We start from the raw sequence: 19,435 nt of genomic DNA, 5'->3' as shown, positions 1-19,435 counted from the left end.
TGTTAGTTAAACGTCGACTGGAGAAGGGAAGGGATCTGATGAGTAAAAGGAAAATGGTGAGCCTCACGCTGGTACTCAGCATTATACTGGTTACCACCATGGGGGCAACGAGTGGTGGCAAGATTCGCTATGCCGATCAGGCGCAGTGGGCGCAAGAGAAGCTGCATGAATACTACTGGAATGATGCATCAAAAATGATGAATAATGCTTATCCATCAACACCAGAAGGTGAACAGGCCTTGAATTACTGGTGGAAGGCTCATGCGGTTGATGCATTGGTGGACGGATATGAACGTACAGGAGACAAAGCGTACACTGAACGTGCGGAAGAACTCGTTCGTAGTATCATTGCTCGCAACGGTTCACTTCACAATGAATTTTACGATGATATGGAATGGCTTGCTCTTGCTGGACTTCGTCTGTATGATGCAACAGGCAGCGAAGAGATGAAGGGATACGTATTGGATTTGTGGGATGATATCAAGACCGCCTGGTGGGAAGATGAGCTTGGCGGTATGGCTTGGAAAAAGGATCAGCGATATAACCGAAATGCGTGCTCCAGTGGGCCTGCCGCCATCTTGGCTGCAAGGCTGTATGAACGTTTTGGCGATGAGCGGGATCTGGAATGGGCCAAAAAAATATATGATTGGGAGAAACAATATCTGGTAAATCCGCAAACGGGCCTGGTAGCGGATGGTTTGGTGCTGAAGGAGGATGGCACACTGGATGTGAATGAAGCATGGATATTCACGTACAATCAAGGCACGTTTATCGGAGCGGGTGTTGAACTCTACCGGATAACAGGGAAGAAAACGTATTTGAAAGATGCCGAGAAAACGGCAGCAGGTTCTCTGAAGAGCTTAACGGATGAGAAGACAGGCATATTTAAAGAGGACGGCGACGGGGACGGTGCGTTGTTCAAAGGCATACTGATCCGCTACATGGTTGAGTTGTATGAAGTCGGGCATAACAAGAGCCTTAAAAAGGCGGTTTATCGCAATGCCGATACCTTACTGAAAGGTAGCCGGGACAATGGATTATTCGGTCAAGCTTGGGGGAAAGCAGCACAGAACCCACTCGACCTTACCGCTCAGCTCAGCGGCGTATTTCTGCTGGAAGGAGCGGCTAAACTGGAAGCAGGCAAAGCGGATAAACCAGGTAAACCGGATAAACCAGTGAAGAAGTAGGCATTTGAGTGGATGATAGGTCAATAGGATAGTAATGATTAGAGGTCAGCGCCTGCATGATTCTTTCCAAAAGAAAGATCATGCGGTGCTGTTATGTTCCGGTGTCACTGTTAAACGGTAGATCAGCGGTGAGGTTCATTCGAAAAAAGCATCGTACCCAATTACTCAGGGTACGATGCTTTTATGTGTCTGCAGATTCATTGTAAGTATGGTTATTACTTGCTAGGGGGTAAGTGGTAGCTTTCTCGGATTAAGGAGAAATAGTCATCAGCACGGACAACCTTGAATTCTGTTCCGAGTTCTTCGGTGATCGCCAGTGCATCGGATGGAGTCGTGCTCCAAGCAAGCAATCCAAGGGAAACGAACAATGGGGACTTACCATCCCAATTCGCTTTCGCTTCATTCAGCACTTGTAATCCGTCTTGCACCGTACTTATTCCACGAATCGTGGATACGGGCAGGCTATCGTTAACGATGTCCACACCATAGTTGTCTTCATAGCTGATGAATAAGCCGGGTGCATGATAATCCTGTGCATAAGCCTTGGCTTTAAATGGCGTGAGAGGTACATTCTCGCTGTCTACACGGTTCAACACATAAGGAATGGTCATGCCGGTCTTTTTCATATATTTTTCGGTTTGCTGCAAAAATTGCCGGAAGCTTGAGTCGGGCCATGCCTCTGGATAGAAGTATCCTGCACCGGACGGTCCTGCGATCAGCAGGTCATTCGGGGTCGCAGTGTTCACATAATAATTCAATATTGCTGGTGCACCTTCGTAGAGAAGCGGGCTAGAAGTCCAGTTAATCGGAACCTTACCTCTGGCCGGATCATCCCACATTACACGCATGCGATGCTGGTTATACTGAAAATTATCACCCTCCGTAAAGGTATACGTTACATAGATTTTGTTCTCCAGCGCAGGTCGCGGAGATTTTTTCACCGGGGTGAAATTCGGTTTTGTCCCCGAGAAAACAGTCAGGTTGCTGAACCAATCGGCTGCAAGAACATAGACGCCATATCGAGATGCGATCTCAACGGAGCTGAACTCACCTTCGACATCATTGCTAAACCAGCCAAGGTAGGGAGTTCCGGGTTTTACATCAGACATGATCTTCTCGAAGAGTGCTTTTTGCTCAGGTATATTGGAATCCAGCCAGAATACCATCGCTTTATTAGCGACTGCATAATCCCTTAAATATGCATAAGGCTCCCGTTGCTCAGCGGAGAGAGGGCGGATATTACCCGCGGATACTTTATACTGATTCCACATGTCCACTTCAGCCGTCAGGTTCTGAGTACCTACAGGAGGACTGAATTCATACACAAAATAATTGCCATTATCGGCGAAACGGTGGCCGCCTTCTCCTTCAGCAACCTTGGAATTTTGTCTATCATACAGGAATTGTTCTTCTTCCGGTGTTCCTGCAATGAAGTTAGCGATCTCTTTTCCATCCGCCTTGACCGTAACCTCATGTACAGCCGGTCCCCAGCCATCTTGAGTAAAGGCGTCATCAAATCGGAGATATACTGAAGATTTTCCCAAGAGTGTAGAAAGATCCAGGGAATACGTATTACGGTTGCTTGCATCTCGAATCTGTTGTTTTTCCTCCGTTATCGTAACAAAGGATTCAGGCATCCCGGAAGGGATGCGAATCGCTGTATCCGGATCAAGTCCAATTAACATTTGGTGGTTCGTTTTCTTCCACAGATTCTCATATTGCCAGGTATAGGCATCTATCCTACTATTGAATTTACCACGCAGGTCATCCACAATCTTCAATTTGTAAGGGGCTTTGGACAATTTGACTGCTAACTCGGGACTGGCAACCACAGCATTTTTCAATCCTGCGAGCGTGGTTGCTACGTTGATTGTATCAGGTACTTGGGGATCATATACAACCATGCCTTTGACTTCGTTGCGATAAGCAGAGAACACTTCCCAATAATCCTGATGAAGCGTGTAAGGCACCTTGATATCCTTAAGCCAGGTCAATTTACCTTCTTCCTGGGACTCAATCAGATAGATTCGGGGTTGTTCTCTGTTAACGATTCCCTGTAATGTTCCCAGCAACAATTTGATGTCACCTGGCGCATCATAGATGTCGGCTGCATCCAAATGTTTAGGCTTTTTGAAACTTGGCAGTTCACGGTGTTTGGACCCATCAGGTTTGGCAGTCTGTACATCCGTTTTCGAAGCTGAAGCAGCGCCGGCGGTTAATGAAAAAGCGCATATGAGAGCTAAACAGAGCATCGTGAATCTACGAGCCATGGCGAATTCACTCCTTGTTATAGTCAAGAATTAGAGCTGTGCCTTCGTAATACCCACCCTCCTTTTTTGGTCAAAAGCCAATCCACACATCTCTATCCAACACATATTAAATATATTCATATATAATTTTACAAGGGGTTCGACAAAACTTCCCATTATTCCTGGAAATCAGGCATATTAAATGCGATGATATCAAGGAGATGTTCTTTGCAACTGCAGATAAGCTCAGCTTGTTTATTGCACTTGCAGGTGAAAGGATATATTATATATCTCAAATATTATGAATGAATTGGTGATGTGATCAAAATGAGTACAAATGATCGAATTCCACTGTATCAACAAATCCAGGACTATATCAGACATGTCATAACTCAAGAAAATATGAAACCCGGTGATCGCATACCGACAGAGAAGGAACTGATGGATCAGTTTCAGGTCAGTAAAATTACAGTTGCCAATGCCTTGACCGGATTAGCAAATGAAAAGTTAATTGCCCGTGTGCCGGGGAAAGGCAGTTTTGTAGCTGAAGAAGCGGATAGTGCTTCTATGACCTCAACGCAAGCGAACACAATGAAAGGTAGAGAGGGGACACTGTCTACAGGAATGATTGGCATCATTGTGCCCTCCATCCATGATTATTTTGCCATCCGGCTCGTTGAGGGAATTGAGCAAGCCTTGCGTGACGAAGGATATCGCAGCATGATCATGTTTACGCATGGCAAGGTGGATAAAGAGAAGGATGTCATCAAGGAAATGAAGGCGCTTGGGGCAGAAGGTCTATTAATCTTTCCTGTGGATGAAGAGAACTACAATGAGGAGATCCTCGGCATGAAGCTCTCGGGTTTTCCTTTTGTACTGATGGACCGTTATTTGCCAGGGGTCGAGACACATTATATTGCGGCAGATGGCAGACGGGGCACAAGGCTAGCTGTGGAGCATCTATGGGAGCTGGGGCACCGGGATATCGCTATTTGCTCGGATTCTCCCCTTCAGACAGTTACGGTTCAGGAGCGGATTGAAGGTTATATTGAGGCTTTAAAAGGCAAAGGCGCGTTAATCAATCCCGCTCATATGATCACGGATTTCCAACCGCTAACTGAACTTAAGGAAGCGGAGGCCCACCCTTTGTATCGATATATCCAAAACCGGATGGTCACAGCCTATGTTTCGCTTAACGGCAGGTTAGGTGTGCAAATCTATCAAATGGCCAAACAAGCCGGGCTTCGAGTGCCTGAAGATGTATCGATTGTAAGCTTCGATGATCCCACCTCAATCGTGGAGGAATTCAGTATATTTACCCATGTTAAGCAATTTGAGCGGGATATGGGGTATCGGGCGGCTGCTAAATTACTTGAAGTATTACGTGGTCATGGGGAAGCGAAAAGTTATAGCAAAATGCTGATTGAACCCGAACTGGTCGTACGTCAAACCACCGGAACGGTTCCTCAAGCTTAATTTTCACAAGAAAAGAAAACCTTTTCCGGAGAGAAGCGGAGAAGGTTTTTTTTATGTTTGTATAAAAAACATATTGAATATATTCATATCATATATTATAGTCTAGAAAATGATGGATAGTCATACATTGCAACCCAAATCAAATACGAGCTTGGGGAGGTTAAGAAAATGGCACGAGATCGAAAGGAAGAGCGTACCGGATTTCAAGAATCTGCTGCTTACCATCCGGATTATGATCTGCAGACTGACTTTGTGATGGTTTACGGGATTGATGAGTCGATGCAGGAACGCATTCTGAAGTGGAAAGAAAAAGGATATGTGGTTCATTTGATGACTGGAGTTGCTTGGGGGACCTATAACAGCTATCTGGATGGCGAGGTCGATGGGGCAACACATTGGGATGAAGCTCAAATGGACCGGGAAGGCAACATGATTCTTCATGGGAGCGAACCAGTTATTCCATACATGGTGCCTACCATTTCCTTTGGTCATTACATAGCGGATCGAATACGTATTGCCGTTGACGCCGGTGTGGAAGCCATCCATCTGGAGGAACCTGAATTCTGGGTAAATGGAGGCTATTCGGAAGCTTTTAAACGGGAATGGCAGTTGTATTACAAAGAGCCTTGGATTCCGCCACACGCTTCACCTGATGCACAATTTCGAGCTTCCAAATTAAAGGCATATTTATATACACGTGTCCTGGACCGATTATGTGCCGAGATGAAGGACTACGCGTTAAAACGTTATGATCGTGTTCTTCGCTTTTATGTTCCGACCCATAGTCTGATTAATTACACACAGTGGCGTATTGTCAGTCCACAATCTCAACTCTTAGAGCTGCCCTCCATCGATGGGTATATTGCACAGATCTGGACCGGGACATCCCGAACCCCCAATGTGTATGAAGGGTTGCGTAAGGAACGTACGTTTGAAACCGCTTACCTCGAATACGGCGTCATGCAGGAACTGGTTCGTGGGACCGACAGACGAATGTGGTTCCTGCATGATCCGATCGAAGATAACCCGAATTACACCTGGGCTGATTACCGCCAGAACTATTTAAAAACGGTGGTTGCCTCACTGCTGCATCCCGGGGTCGCTCATTATGAAGTCGCGCCTTGGCCTCGACGCATCTTTCAAGGCACTTATCCATCCGAGGATGGCACTGGTAAGGAGCAAATTCCGTCAGACTATGCCACAACTTTGCTTCAGGTCATGCACACCCTTGGTAACATGAATCAGGATGTGATTGAAACAGCAGAGGAGCCATTACAAGTTGGCGTTTTTATTGCAGACTCAGCGATGTTTCAACGAATGAAGCCAGACCCTAATGCACCTCATGCCGGTAAATATGATGGAACAGATCCTGAAGGATTCCAGGAGGATGGCGATACAGAACTGCTAGATTTCTCTCCTTTTTACGGTCTGACACTGCCGTTATTGAAACATGGTATTCCTGTCCGTCCACTTCAACTGGATAATGTAAGGCGGTATCCGGGTTACTTGGCAACTTATCGTGTACTCATACTGAGCTATGAATTTATCAAACCGAAATATCCGGACATTCATTATGCCCTTGCACAGTGGGTACAGGATGGTGGAGCGTTAATCTATGTAGGCGATGACAGCGACCCGTATCACGAAATTCGTGCGTGGTGGAATCATGACCGCAAGCAAGGGCAGTCAGATCAGTCGTATAACTCCCCTCGATCACATTTGTTTGAACAGCTAGGTCTAAAAGATAAGAGGCAATGTGTCAATAAGGTAGGAAAAGGGGTAGTTTGCTGGCTGAAAGAACATCCGACTGACTTCACTTTATCCAAGGCAGGGGCTGATCGGCTGCGCCATTCTGTCAAAGAAACAATGGAAGCTGTCCACGGACCAGAACTACAGTGGGAATCGAAGCCTTATTTCAAAATTAGACGAGGTCCCTATCTAATCGTATCGGTTCTCGATGAATCGGTCAGCGAAGAGGCAGTAGTCATTCCAGGACCAATTGTGGATTTGTTTGATTCAAAGCTCTCAGTGCTGAGTCAGTTGACCCTAAATCCGGGAGAGCAAGCCTTGCTCTATGATATTGAAGCGGGTCGTCCAACTGCTGGAGAAGTATCCGTCATTGCTGCTTCTTCCCGAATAGAAGGTCTATCCCAGTCGAACACAGGTTTTCGATTCATTGCAAGAGGACCTGCCAACATGAAGGCAACGGCAAGGTTGTACTGCAAGGGTAAACCATTATCTGCCGAGTATGTGGTTCGAGAGCAGATGGCCCCAGTGGTATGGGAATGGGACCCGGATTCAAAGACAGTGCTTCTTCAGTACGAACATGGCAACGAGAACAATGCAGAGGTTCATGTCCGCTGGACTTCCTGAATTCACAATACAACCTGATTGATGTAACAGAGAGGAGTATACTAGCATGCCCTACGAACCGATAAGGCCAGAACGGTTAAAACAGATGTTAAACAAACTTCGGGAAGCCATATATGAGCCGATTGCCGAATTGGAAGTGACGGCTTGGGTTACACCAGAGCCCGTACCTTACGAGGAACGGATGACCGGCACGAAAGTGAGACTCAAGCAAGGAGAACAATGGGGGGAGTTATGGGACTGTGCCTGGTTCCGTTTTGCAGGTAATCTTCCGGCAGTCACAGGTAACCAAACGACGGTCCTCTTGCTGGATGTCAATGGAGAGCTGTGTCTGGTTGACCATGAAGGATCACCTATCCAAGGATTGACGACGATTAACTCCGAATTTGATTTTTCATTAGGTCTCCCTGGCAAACGAGTCGTGCAGCTCAATGAGACGTCTGTGAATGGCCAGGAAGTTGAAGTGTGGGCAGATGCAGGCAATAACGATCTGTTCGGCAAGTATCGGGGAGGAACATTGAAAGAAGCACTCATCGCCTTCTGCAGGGGAGATATTCGGGATCTCTATTACGATACCGAGGTGCTCTTGGAGACCGCAGAGCAGCTCCATGAAGGTTCCGCTCGGAAGGAGAGAATCTATCAGACGCTCTATGATATTTCAGTACAGTTGATCGATTTCTCGAAAGAGAATGTCGAGCAAGCGAAAAAACGAGTAAATGAACAGTTAACCCTGCAGGGGGGCGATCCGGTCTTAACTCTAAGCGCTGTGGGTCATGCTCATATTGATTTGGCCTGGTTATGGCCGATCCGTGAAACGATCCGTAAAGGAGCTAGAACGTTCTCAACCGTGCTTCGCATGATGGAGCGTTATCCCGATTATGTGTTCGGAGCGAGTCAACCGCAGCTGTACGATTGGATGAAGCAGCATTATCCCAAGCTCTATGACCAGATCAAGGAACGTGTACGTGAAGGCAGATGGGAACCGCAAGGCGCTATGTGGGTAGAATCGGATACCAATGTGCCTGGTGGTGAATCACTCGTACGCCAGATTTTGTATGGCAAGCGTTATTTCCAGCAGGAATTTGGTCTGGAAATGAAATCGCTCTGGATGCCTGATGTATTCGGCTACTCGGCAAGTTTGCCCCAGATATTAAAGAAATCCGGTGTGGATTACATGATGACCCAGAAGCTCTCCTGGAGTGAGTATAACCGGCATCCTCATCATTCCTTTCTGTGGGAGGGAATTGATGGTTCAGCTGTATTAACACATATGCCGCCAGAGGATACTTACAACAGTCCTGCAGCTCCGCGTTCGATCATCAAAGCCGAACAGGGGTATTTGGATAAAAATGTATCAAACCATGCGCTAATGCTCTTTGGTATAGGAGACGGAGGCGGAGGGCCTGGCGAAGAGCATTTGGAGCGGCTGACACGGGAGAAAAACCTGCTTGGCTTGTCCCCAGTTATACAGGAACCATCTTGGAAATTTTTCGAACGACTTAATGAAGAACGTGAACGGTTCCAGACATGGCGCGGTGAGCTTTACCTGGAGAAGCATCAAGGAACACTGACCAGTCAGGCGCGAAGCAAGCGGTATAACCGGAAGATGGAGAAAGCACTGCGCGAATTGGAGTTCGCCTCAGTACTTGTGGCTTCACAGCTAGGCAGGTCTTATCCGTCCGAGTCACTGGAAACGATATGGAAGGAAGTCCTCCTGTATCAGTTCCATGATATCCTTCCCGGCTCTTCCATCAAGCGTGTGTACGATGAGTCACTCATACGATATGAAGAACTTTTAGATCAGACAGAAAATATGATCAACGAAACCTACAGCCATATGGCAGACCAGATCTCTCCAAATATCGAATCCTCATCCAGCTCCTCTGTGGTGATATTCAATTCATTGCCTTGGGAGCGTCAGGAATGGATTCACACGAATGGAAGCTGGCGCAAGGTTCAGGTTCCATCCATGGGATACACAGTGGTATCAGATCATGTGGACCAGGGCGCTATAGATGAGATCGCATCATGTGCCCAGTTAGTTCCGGGAATACAAGAGTCGGAATTTCACGTTTCCGCTGAAGAACGCTGTGTGGAGAACGACACATTCATCGTGAAGTTTGATCGGAATGGAGCCATTATCTCCATCCGGGACAAGGCTGAAGCGCGTGAAGTCATTCCGCAAGGTCATCCCGGAAATGCACTTCGTGTGTATCACGATGAAGGAGATGCTTGGGATTTCAGTCATGACTATTCCGCACATACAGGTATGCCATTAACGCTTCAAGACATTCGCGAGCTTCGTGAGGGTCCAAAAGTCGGGCTGGTCTTCAAATATAACTATGGAGAATCCACTCTGATCCAGACCGTGGTTCTGACAGAAGGCAGCAGACGGATTGATTTCGAGACTACCGTGAATTGGAGAGAGAACGGGAAAATGCTTCGAACTTCATTCCCGGTGAATATCCGTACAGATCAGGTTCACTGTGAGATCCAATTTGGCAGTTTGACCAGACCAACTCATCGGAATACCATGTGGGACTTCGCCAAGGATGAGATATGTGCTCATCAGTGGATTGATTTATCGGAGCCGGATTATGGAGTCGCATTGCTTAATGATTGTAAATATGGTCATAGAACCATCGATAATGTGCTTGGTCTGAATTTGCTGCGCAGCAGCTCGTATCCTGATCCGGAAGCGGATCGAGCGGAGCATACGTTCACCTACTCGTTATATCCGCATCAAGGCAACCATGTTCAGGCTGAGATCTATCGAAGAGGTAATGAACTGAACATTCCGCTTCGTACAGTTTCCTTATCATCTGTATCTGGTAAGCAGAACGGTAAGCTCCCATATTCGAAAACATTTCTTCAGCCGGATCATCCGCACATCATGGTGGAATCCGTCAAAAAAGCCGAGGATGGAGACGACATCATCGTCCGTCTATATGAAACTTCGGGAACACATGTCACCACGGCATTACATCTTGGATTCCATATAGCAGAAGCCTGGACGACTGATCTTATGGAAAATATCATTTCACCCGTTTCATTTGAAGGAGTATCCGAGATGGCTTTATCCTTCACGCCATTTGAAATCATCACGTTACGATTGAAGTTAGGACAGTTATAGCTGGGATGGTTGACCGTCTATCATGAGAAAGGAGAGGTTGGAATGTGATCAAGACACGAGTGAGCAACAATCGATTGATGAAACGAATCTGGCAGCATAAACTCTTTTATTTGTTTATGCTGCCCGGAATCGTCTGGTTTTTCCTGTTCTCCTATGTACCGTTATATGGAATTCAGGTTGCTTTTAGGGATTACAATTTCGTTGGTGGATTCACCGGAAGTCCATGGGCAGGCCTTAAGTACTTTCAACAGTTCTTCAATTACTATCAATCCGGTGACATCATCCGTAACACGATCATTATCAGTCTCATGAAACTGCTTATTGGCTTTCCGATGCCAATCATTCTTGCACTCCTCTTAAATGAAGTCAGAATGATTAAATTCAAAAAGACGGTTCAGACCCTTTCTTACTTACCTTATTTCGTATCCTGGATCGTTGTGGTTACGCTGATGCAACGACTCCTAACGCCATATGGGGGACCAGTTAATGACTTATTAGGTTCATTTGGAGCCGAGTCGATCCAGTTCCTAAACAATCCAACATGGTTCTATCAGATGATCGTCGGTTCAGACATTTGGAAGAATATCGGTTGGAATTCCATCATCTTTATGGCCGCGATTGCGGGTATTGATCAGCAGCTTTACGAAGCTGCCAAAATGGATGGTGCGGGACGCTTCAGACAGATGTGGCATGTATCGCTTCCAGGTATCCGCAATGTAGCTATCATATTATTCATACTCGCTGTGGGCAGTCTGATGAGCGCAGGTTATGAACAACTGCTTCTCCTGAATGGACCGGCAACCGCAAGTCTTGGCAGTGTACTGGACGTGCATGCCATTAACTCCGGGATTCGAGAAGGACGTCTCAGTTACGCTGCAGCTGTAGGACTATTCCAAAGTGTTATCGCACTCATTCTGGTTGTAACCGTTAATCGCATCGCCCGCAAAGTCAGTGATGTATCCCTGTTCTAAGGAGGTGACCTTATGGAACGAAAATGGTCCTTATTCTCGGTGCTTAACTATATTTTTCTTGCTTTGGTTGGATTCTCGATGATTTACCCGTTTATATATATCTTGGCTTATTCACTGAACGACGGTAAGGATTCGATGCAAGGCGCGATTTATTTTCTTCCTCGCCAATTCACGTTGGATAACTATGCTCAGGTATTCGATAACGCACGGATCTGGAAGGCATATCAAATTACGATTATGCGCACCGTGCTGGGTACTTTTCTCCACGTTGTATTGTGTACACTCATGGCCTATGCACTTTCCAAAAAAACATTGCCAGGTCGCTCCTTTTTTACCTTTTACATCTTTTTGCCTACGATTTTCAGCGCAGGATTCATCCCGTTCTTCATTACGCTTCAAAAACTGCATCTGATTAATAGTTTCTGGGTATACGTTTTGCCCTTGTTGTTCAACTTCATGCACATCATCATTATTCGGACATTCCTGCAAGGCATACCGGAGGAACTGGAGGAATCGGCGCGTATTGATGGGTATGGAGATTTTCAAATCTTCGTACGTATCATTCTGCCTCTTTCCGGGCCGGTACTTGCAACGATCTCGCTGTTCATTGGGGTAGCCCACTGGAATGACTGGTTCTCTGGCGCCTACTACGTATCTAACAAAGATTTGATACCGGTACAGACCCTACTGCAAGAAATGCTGACAGAAGCAGAGGCATTATCCAATTCGATGCAGCGTGCAGCACAGCAGGGTGGTCAGACGGTTGGTGGAGTCGGTGGAGCAGGAGCAACACCTGAATCACTTCGAATGGCATTGCTTGTCATTACGGTTTTCCCAATCTTATGTATATATCCGTTTCTGCAACGATATTTCGTGAAGGGGGTTATGATTGGTTCGGTTAAAGGGTAGATCATCCTGACCTGAATTTGCTAGAGCTTTACCGAGATCATTTATTCAAGGAGGCGATTGGTTTGAACAGGATTTGGTCGAAAGGCGTATCCATCTTGCTCGTGTCCATCATGGTTGGAGGTTTGCTGAGCGGTTGCACGGATTCATCAGGGAATGGGGAAGGCGCAGAAGGGGAGAACGGAAGTAAACTCAAAATCTTGCACAATTGGAATGGCTCAGGCGGATCGGATAATGGGATAACCCCTGTCGAGGAAGTCATCAAAGAGAAAACTGGCGTCACATTAGAGTGGGAATATACGAAAGGCAGCGAGACGGAGAAAGTAAACCAGATTTTCGCCACACAGGATTTGCCGGACATTTACACCGGACCTGCATGGGGCGGCGAGCTGGACGGGATCATCAAGGCTGCCAAAGAAGGACAGCTGGTAGATATATCCGATAAATTGGGGGATTACCCAAACCTGGCGAAATCCATTGCGAAAGAGAATGTGCCGCCAGCATTGTATGAAAAAGCGATAGATGCGTATGACGGCAAGAAATATTTACTTTTACAAAATCAGCCCGCAACGAACGAAGACGGCATGGATTGGCTGTATGGCTTCTATGTTCGCAAAGACATCGCTGAGAAAGTCGGCGTGGATCCTCAGTCTGTCGTGACGAAGGAAGACTTCTATAACTTCCTCCAAAAAATCAAAGATGCCAACCTGAAGGAGAGCGGTCAGCCCGTGTTTCCACTGGGAGGCTTTAGTAACGGATGGTCCGTAGGCATCGGAAACACGATGTTCTATTCGGGAGCAGGCTATGTAGACAAAGGTGACGGAACGGTAGAACATAACTTTTTCACCAAAGGATACGAAGAATACACGCTGTTCTATCGTAAACTGGTTGAGGAAGGACTTATGGACCCCGAAGCCTTTACTCAGACGGATCCTATTGCCAAAGAAAAAATTAATCAAGGACGCATTGCTATCCTTGCCGCACATTATCCGGCCATTTTGGACGCCTCCAAAGAATATGTTACTTCACATCCTGGAAGCGATTACATCCCACTTGGACCATTGGAGCGTGCAGATGTTGACCCGAGCAGGCCTGTTGACCTTGGCATTCAAGGCAACAACGTAACGGCTATCACCAGTAGCTGCAAGGGCGCGTGTGTAGATGCAGCGCTCAAGTTTCTCGATTACATGGCTTCTGACGAAGGCTTCATGCTGGCCCGGTACGGAGTTCAAGGGGTTCATTGGGATATGAAGGATGGTAAACCTGTACCGAATAAAGAATGGTTCGATAAGTTTACAGCAGATCAATCCGGTAAAGTTCGCAAAAACGAGGGCATTTCCATTGGGCTGGAATCGATCACGGGGCTTGACCGGATCAATTCGGCAGCAGGTGGCGACATCTGGGCAGACCAGGAAAGACTAGATGCCATGGAAAATGCTCGGAAAATACTGCGTCCAAACGGCATTCAGGTAATTACAGCCTACAACCCGGGCGATGTGATCACCAAATCACCGGAATGGGAAATGTTGAAGCCCTCCATGGACCGGATGGGTGATGCCTGGAAGGAAGCCATTTTCGCAAAATCGGATGAAGCGGCCCTTAGCATTATCAACGACCTGAGGGAACAGCTTCGGAAGACCGGTTACGACCAAGCGATGCAGTTCACCAATGAGAATCTGAAAGGGAAAGATATCGTAACTGTTCAAATGCCGAACTGATGCTGAAGGGTTAAATTACCGATTATTACGGAAATCAAATAGGCTTTGCAGCGCCTTGGTTAACAAGGCGAGCGAAGCCTTTCCCTTTTGGATCAAGAAGCACAGTTTTCGTTGGAAAAATGAATTGAAGGAGATGTAATAAATGACGACGTTTAGACCACCTTCCGTACCTTTGATCACGGTAGACCCTTATTTTAGCGTATGGTCTGCTGTTGACCATCTCTATGATGATCACACCAGGCACTGGACGAACAAAACTCAAGGTATGGTTGGCATGATTATCATTGACGGCAAAATCAGAAGGTTTATGGGGAAAGTAGGCGTTCGCGAAGCTTCAACCGTTGAGGAGCCTGACGTGCTCAATCAGACGAATCTAACCGTTGAGCCGGTGACTACCCGTTACACCTTTGAAGGAGAAGGCATCGAACTTGAGGTTCATTTTACCACACCCCTATTGCTCGATGATCTTGAACTGTTATCCAGACCTGTGACGTATGTTACGTTCCATGTTCGAGCGATAGATGGTCAAGGCCATCAAGTGAAAATCTATTTTGATGTGACAGGTGAATGGTGTGTACATACTCCTGATCAGCAAGTCACCTGGGAGTCTCATGTAATTAATGAACAGTTACACGCCATGTCTATAGGAACGGTGGAACAACCTATATTAAAACGTGCCGGAGATGATACGAGAATAGACTGGGGTTATATGTATCTGGTGGTTCAGCGATCTCATCAATCTCAATCGGTCATCCATGCGGTATCCAAGCGTGAGGAGTATGCCCGGTCAGGTCTTTTTAAGACAGGAGATGATTCTATCCAGCCAAAGTCCATATCTGGCGATATGGCTATTATGGCAACTGAAATGGATTTGGGTCTTATCCATGAAGAGCCAGCATCCCGCTACTTGATGCTCGCCTATGATGATATTCATGCGATTGAATATTTTCACAAACCGCTGAATGCGTATTGGAAGAAAAATGGTATGACATTTGAGGAGATGCTGGTAAAAGCAGCGGATCAATATGAAGAGGTAGTACAACGATGCGACCGCTTTAATCGGGAACTCTTAACGGAGAGTCAGGCTACAGGTGGGAACCAATATAGAGACATTCTGGCATTGACCTATCGGCAAGCGATTGCTGCACATAAACTGGTTGCTGATGAAGCAGGAGAAGTATTATTTTTCTCCAAAGAGAATTTTAGTAACGGCTGTATCGCGACGGTGGATGTGAGCTACCCCTCGATTCCGTTGTTTCTGAGGTATAACATCGAATTGGTCAAAGGTATGATGCGTCCAATCTATAAGTATGCCGAAAGCACGGATTGGACGTTTGATTTTGCTCCACATGACGTGGGGACATACCCTCAAGCTAACGGCCAGGTTTACGGAGAGAACAAACTTGAATACCAGATGCCTATCGAGGAATGTGGCAATATGCTCCTGATGGCAGCAACGGTAGGCAAATATGAGAAGAACGCGGAATTTGCACGTGAGCACTGGGTACTTCTCACAACTTGGGCTTCATATTTGCTGCAACATGGACTGGACCCTGACAATCAACTGTGCACGGACGACTTTGCCGGACATCTGGCGCACAATGCGAACTTATCGATTAAAGCGATATTAGGCATTGCCGCCTATGCGTATATGTGTGATGAACTTGGTTTGCCGGATGGTGCCGTTTATCGTGAAGCGGCTGCAAAAATGGCAGAGGAGTGGTCCTCCATGGCGACAGCAGGTGATCACTACAAGCTGACTTTTGACAGCTCGGATGAGTCATGGAGCATGAAATACAATCTGGTGTGGGATCGTTTGTTGGACCTCAACCTTTTCCCAAAAGAAGTGGCTGCTAAAGAGTTGGCGTATTATCAGCTAAAACAGAATCGATATGGCCTACCGCTGGATAGCCGTGAGACATACACCAAGTCCGATTGGCTCGTATGGTGTGCCACCATGAGCGAAACGCAGCTTCAGTTCGAACAGATGATTTCACCTCTGTGGGACTTTATGAATGAAACATCGAGCCGTGTACCAGTTACAGATTGGTATGACACCATCACCGGAAAGCAGTTAAATTTTCAAAATCGGTCGGTTGTCGGTGGATTTTTCATTCCTTTGCTGAGAAAGACATCTGTATCAAAATCATGATGAGATCAGGTGATGAATTGGAGTTGAAAATCACGGATATTCATAAATTACAACAGCAGTTCAAAAATCCTGAGGCGACGTATCGTCCACAGCCCTTTTGGTTTCTGAACCACAGTTTTAGCAAGCCAGAGCTAGAAAACCAAATTCAATCCATGGTTGAAGCAGGGGTTGGCGGCGTTGTATTGCATGCACGTCACGGGATGCAGGCCTCGTACCTGTCAGAAGAGTTCATGGATACGCTGGATTTCTGCACAAAAGAGTGCCAGAAGCGTGATATGGTTGTCTGGCTGTATGATGAGGACAATTGGCCGAGCGGAACACTGGGAGGTAAACTGACCAGGCAGTATCCCGAATATCGGATGAGATACTTGAGGGTTGAGGAACGAAGATATTTACACGATGCACAGCAGGAAATGTTATCTCTCGATTTTGCCACCTACGCTAACAATGAACTCATCGCAATTCTCGCTTATCGTGCCATCCAGCAAGAAGGGGAATGGCTGATATATGATCAACCTGAGGATATTACAGAGTTATGCGGACAGGAATGGAAGCCTGATAACGACGAGGATTATATTATACTTGCCTGCTGGTCCTGTGAAATTGCTGAAGGGATCACGTTTGCAAAAGGGTATTATCTGGACACGTTGAACCCGGAAGCCGTGCAGGCTTTCATTCAGTCGGCATACGAGCCGTTTCAGCAATTTCAGCCTCATTTCGGTGTGACCATTCAAGGTGTATTCACGGATGAACCTGGGCTCATGATCCACGACGGTTTTTTCGGAGTTGAAGCCATCCGAACGTCGGTTCAGGATGTGAATGCAAATCTGCCCGGAATCGTATTCGCTTGGACACATGGGATGGTGGAGCGGTATGAGCAGGAGAACGGATATGATCTGATTCCAAGATTAGGCGCGTTGTTATATGGTATGGCCGATGGCAGCAGATCTGCGAGGCAGGACTATTATGATACGATTACCCGTTGGTATGTGGAAGGTTATCATGAAGCTATTCGTTCGTGGTGTGAATCACACAGCTTGCTGTACATCGGCCATACGCTGGAAGAACCCGTCTGGGGGCAGGCTCGGTCGCAGGGTAATCAAACCCGTGTATTGCAGCAGTTCCATTATGCGGGTGTGGACTACCTAACACATGGAATCGGTACAAAGGAGAATCCACATCGTATCGTATCCGTAAAGACGGCCGCGTCTGTCGCACAGTTGGATGGGAAAAAAAGAGTTATTTGTGAGTCATTTGGTGCAAGCGGTCATGCCTATGCCATGCGACAAAGGCGGCTTGATGCCAATTTCATGGCATTTTTGGGTGTTAATTTATTTATCCCGCATGCATTTTACTATTCATTTGCAGGGTATCGGAAAACGGATTTTCCACCTACGGAATTTAAGCATGCACCGCATTGGCCACATTATCGGACTTTTGCCGATTATCTTGGTCGGTTGAGTGTACTGGGTTCTTCCACGAAGCGTACACCTGAAGTACTTCTGTTATCACCGATCCACACGGTATATGAGCATATGTTCTTATCCGGTGAATCGAACCAGCATCCAGCTGCGGATCAACTGTTTTCATTATTGTCAGACCGCATGCTGCGCAGCTCTATTGATTACGATTATGTGGATGAGTGTCAGCTCAGGGAGGCGAAGATTACTCATGCTGGAGGATATCAGTTTAACGGAGTACTAAACGAATATTCGATTTTGATTTTGCCGGAAATTACGGTCATGTCTGTAGATATCGCAAAACAGCTTGTTACCTTTGTAAACCGTGGTGGAACGCTTATAGCGGTTGGGGCAATTCCTTGTGATAGTAAGCGACAGCGCCAAGATCCGGAATTACGGAAGTATATGAACGAACTATATGGCTCCGATCCTCAACCAGGGGAATTACAAGCGATTGGCAAAGGGTACAGCTTATTCTATTCCATGAAAAACACAGCTCATAACGACACACTTATGAACTTTTGTGTTCAGTTAAGAGAGTTAACGACATCATCACCAGCGATTGCCTGGAAACAGATCGAGGGGCAAGCTGAGGATCTCATTAGCGTTGAACGCAAAGTTGAAGATCATGTGCACACATGGCTGATGAACTGGTCGGAGCAGCCCGTGACCATTCAACTCCATCAGAAACCTGTGAAAGACCACATAGAAGAACAGATGGAAGAATGGAACTTGGAAAACGGGAATATAAACCCGTTGAGTCAAGATGCTGTTCTAACATTTGTACCGGGAGAGCTTCGGGTTCTATCCGTTAGACCGGATCATGTACCTGATCCGCTTCACACTGAAGATTCGACGCATCCCAAACCGCAAGAGCCTATAAATCATAAAGTGCAACATACCACCGATGTGTTGGTACTAGGTGATCCTTGGCAGTTTCAGACCGTCGAACCCAATGTGCTTGTGTTAGATCAGTGGAAGGTCACATTGAATGACCGTCAGTCCAGAATGAATGCAACGATGCCAGGCCAAGTCAACACGTACCGGACAACATTTGTCGTAACAGAAGAATGGATCGAGCTTGTGAAATCACAGCGAGATGCAGTCTATTTAAACGAACCTGGAAATGAGCAGATCTTCACGATCGAGCTAATCCTTGACGATATCGAGCAAAAAATCCCATCCCATATTGGTTTCCTCCAACGCAGACGTAATGTTGAAATCTTTATTAATGGAATACGGATGGAAGCACTCCAGCCTTCCCTGTGGCAAGATACTCATTACGCTGGTGTGGATATTACCGAACATCTGGTGAAAGGCGAGAATGAGCTTGAAGTTCTCACGGTTTCATTGCTCGAACCTATGCCAGCCATTTCTTTTCCTGCTTATCTGGTTGGTTCATTTGCTATACAAAATCAGACTACATTAACCATTGAACCTGAACAAATGACTGGGGTTTGGAATGTTGAAGGTTATCCTTTCTATTCGGGAGCAGGAGTGTACTCACAGCAAGTGAATTTGTCTGGTATCAGCTTGAATACGGCCAATGAAATTTGGCTGGAAGCGGAAGACATTAGAGAGACGGCTTGCCTGTACGTGAATGGGGAGCAGGTTGGCATCCGGTTATGGCCACCCTATCATTGGAACGTCACGTTTTACATGCTGCCAGGTAATAATGTAATCGACATTCATGTGGCTAATACACTGGAGAATCTATACGGAAAGTCTTCACTACCTTCGGGCATGAATGGGCAGGTAAAACTTGTAACTAAAATATTAAAATAATGCACGATTCAGGTTTAGGTTTTGGATT

Annotated in this window: 10 protein-coding genes; 9 read left to right on the top strand and 1 reads right to left on the bottom strand. The window is 46.4% G+C overall.

All coding sequences use genetic code 11. The features are described 5' to 3' along the window. Positions 1-38: 38 nt before the first annotated feature. Positions 39-1,187 carry a glycoside hydrolase family 76 protein gene (locus tag MHB84_RS29220; protein WP_083678835.1) on the top strand — a complete coding sequence of 383 codons (1,149 nt, stop codon included), beginning with the start codon at positions 39-41 and terminating at the stop codon, positions 1,185-1,187. A 215-nt stretch (positions 1,188-1,402) separates the two neighbouring features. Here the strand turns inward: MHB84_RS29220 and MHB84_RS29215 are convergent, their stop codons facing one another. After that, on the bottom strand, positions 1,403-3,457 hold the full coding sequence (locus MHB84_RS29215) for a GxGYxYP domain-containing protein (RefSeq protein WP_076288495.1): 2,055 nt from the start codon (positions 3,455-3,457) through the stop codon (positions 1,403-1,405). Between the two features lie 306 nt (positions 3,458-3,763). On the opposite strand from MHB84_RS29215, the gene MHB84_RS29210 reads away from it, so the two are divergent. From MHB84_RS29210 to MHB84_RS29175, 8 genes are all read left to right on the top strand, one after another. Next, complete coding sequence (locus MHB84_RS29210; protein ID WP_076288496.1) at positions 3,764-4,912, top strand: GntR family transcriptional regulator; 1,149 nt, start codon at positions 3,764-3,766, stop codon at positions 4,910-4,912. Between the two features lie 168 nt (positions 4,913-5,080). Then, positions 5,081-7,285, top strand: a complete 2,205-nt coding sequence (locus MHB84_RS29205; RefSeq protein ID WP_076288497.1) for a hypothetical protein — start codon at positions 5,081-5,083, stop codon at positions 7,283-7,285. 46 nt (positions 7,286-7,331) lie between these two features. Next, entirely contained in the window at positions 7,332-10,415 is a 3,084-nt protein-coding gene (locus MHB84_RS29200) for an alpha-mannosidase (protein WP_076288498.1), read from the top strand. Positions 10,416-10,459: 44 nt separating this feature from the next. Further along, positions 10,460-11,386: an ABC transporter permease gene (locus MHB84_RS29195; protein WP_082935088.1), complete on the top strand. Its 927-nt coding sequence runs from the start codon at positions 10,460-10,462 to the stop codon at positions 11,384-11,386. A gap of 12 nt (positions 11,387-11,398) precedes the next feature. Continuing rightward, positions 11,399-12,295: a carbohydrate ABC transporter permease gene (locus MHB84_RS29190; protein ID WP_063565068.1), complete on the top strand. Its 897-nt coding sequence runs from the start codon at positions 11,399-11,401 to the stop codon at positions 12,293-12,295. 62 nt (positions 12,296-12,357) lie between these two features. Further along, a complete protein-coding gene (locus MHB84_RS29185; protein WP_076288499.1) occupies positions 12,358-14,010 on the top strand; it encodes an extracellular solute-binding protein in 1,653 nt (550 codons plus the stop codon). Positions 14,011-14,152: 142 nt separating this feature from the next. Further along, positions 14,153-16,162, top strand: a complete 2,010-nt coding sequence (locus tag MHB84_RS29180; protein ID WP_076288500.1) for a glutaminase family protein — start codon at positions 14,153-14,155, stop codon at positions 16,160-16,162. Next, on the top strand, positions 16,162-19,407 hold the full coding sequence (locus MHB84_RS29175) for a glycosyl hydrolase (RefSeq protein WP_076288885.1): 3,246 nt from the start codon (positions 16,162-16,164) through the stop codon (positions 19,405-19,407). Before MHB84_RS29180 ends, MHB84_RS29175 begins: the two co-directional genes overlap by 1 nt. Positions 19,408-19,435 lie beyond the last annotated feature (28 nt).

Origin of the sequence: Paenibacillus sp. FSL F4-0087, from assembly GCF_038020215.1 — a bacterium.
In the GTDB taxonomy this organism is placed as follows: domain Bacteria; phylum Bacillota; class Bacilli; order Paenibacillales; family Paenibacillaceae; genus Paenibacillus; species Paenibacillus taichungensis.
This window is presented reverse-complemented; position numbering and strand designations above follow the sequence as displayed.